This window comes from Sphingomonas sp. (genome assembly GCF_036388215.1).
In the GTDB taxonomy this organism is placed as follows: domain Bacteria; phylum Pseudomonadota; class Alphaproteobacteria; order Sphingomonadales; family Sphingomonadaceae; genus Sphingomonas.
Window position 1 is genome coordinate 1 of the sequence record NZ_DASVSH010000020.1, and the last position, 1,675, is coordinate 1,675.

1 protein-coding gene is annotated in these 1,675 nt (G+C 63.5%); it reads right to left on the minus strand.

From position 1 onward, the window contains the following. The coding region (locus tag VF617_RS08935) for a phage tail tape measure protein (RefSeq protein WP_331014531.1) at positions 1-1,318 on the minus strand (1,318 nt) is incomplete at its 3' end. Between the last annotated feature and the right edge of the window lie 357 nt (positions 1,319-1,675).

Genomic DNA, 1,675 nt, shown 5'->3' on the forward strand with positions numbered 1-1,675 from the left:
TTATCCCTTCGCCAATCCCAGCGAAGAAACCAGTGATCGACCCCCAATTGGCGTAAATCAGATAAGCGGCTCCCGCGATCAGCCCGATCGCGGCCATGACTGCGAGGGCTATGCCGACAAGGGGGAGAATGCCGATGCCAAGGAACGCGGCCGCAGCACCCAGGGCATAGAAAGGAGCGACGACACCGGCGATGACTATCGCGCCGCCGCCCAAAATCGTAAACAGGGCTGCGAGTACAGCGGCCGTGATCCCGAGCCCTTTGGCGAAGCCGGGGTTCGCCTGCGCCCACTCTCTAAAGCCTTTTCCAGCGCGATTGATCGCGCTCATTACCTTGATAGCAGGCGGCAAAAGCAAGGTTCCGAGCGTGACGCTAAGCTGCATCGCCCCAATATTGTAGGCTTGGGTCTGTTCCGCGGCATCCTTCATTCGCTCGGCGAAGTCCGTATCTACGGTTCCATCCGCCCCGAGCGCCTCAGCGCGGATCCTAAGGTATTCCTCGAGGTTTTGGATGATCGGGCGCAGGCCGGCTTGCACCTGGGCATCTTCGAAGAGAAAGCCCATTTTTGAGAGATCGCCGCCAAGCGTTTTCTTTGTCAGCTCAGCAATAGCCTCAAGCGGCGTCTTGCCCTCGGCATATGCCTTTTTGAGTGCAGCTGGCAGGTCCACCCCGAATTTTTTGAAGGCTTTAATCGTTTGCGGTGAGCTGATCTTCTGCAGCACGTTGGCAACGTTGGTCGCAGCGGCTTCGGAGCTTCCCGCCCCTTTACGCGCTATCTGGAGAGCTGCGGCGAGATCGGCGACGGCGGGAACGCCCTTTTGCCCGAGGGCCTGGCTGGCAGCGGTGAGCGCCGGAAAATGCTGCGCCATGTCCTTCACTTCGAAGGCGCCGCGCTTGCCGGCAGTGGCCATGACGTCGAGAACTTTACCCGTCTGCGCGATCGGCACCTTGAGATTGTCGGCGGCGGCGAAGGTGGCGGCAGACAGATCGGCGATTTCCGCTTTGTAGGCAGTCGATGCACGACTGATCGGCGTGATCATGCCCTCGGCCTGCGCAGGGGTGAAGCCCATGCCGGTGAGGGTTTCCATGCCCTGCTGGATTGCCTCGGGTAGCTGATTGGATCGCTCGGCGACGGTAAGCAGACGGTCGCCCATCCGCGCCGCGGCTTCTCGGGACATGTCCGCCTTTTGCGCGATGTTCGTCATGACCGATTCGAATTCCATCGCATCGCCGATCGCGCCCTTGATCGGCTGCGCCATGGTCTGCCCGGTCCGCATCGCCGAGAAGCCGCCGGCAGCCATGCCGGTGGCGAGGTTCATGCCCCGCCCGAATCGATCACGCGCCGCGCCGAAACGCTGGGCGCGATCGGCGGCAGCGCGCAGGCGGCGGTCCTGCTCGGTCAGCTCCTCGTTGGTGCGGGAGATTTCTGTGCGCAGACGCCTTTCGTCCTGGCCGAGATTACCGGTGGCGACGCCAGCGGCGCCGAGCCGATCGCGGAGCTGCTGCAGGCGCGCGGACTGCTCCGCGAATTCAGCCTTGAGCGTGGCGGATTCGCGCTTCGCCCTGGCGAACTCGGCCGCCAGCTTCTTGGTGGGGGTGTCGGTCGCGGCCATCTGCCGCGCTAGCGCCGCGACGCGCGCCTGTGCCTGCGTCATCTCGGCCTCGGTCGAGCGCAG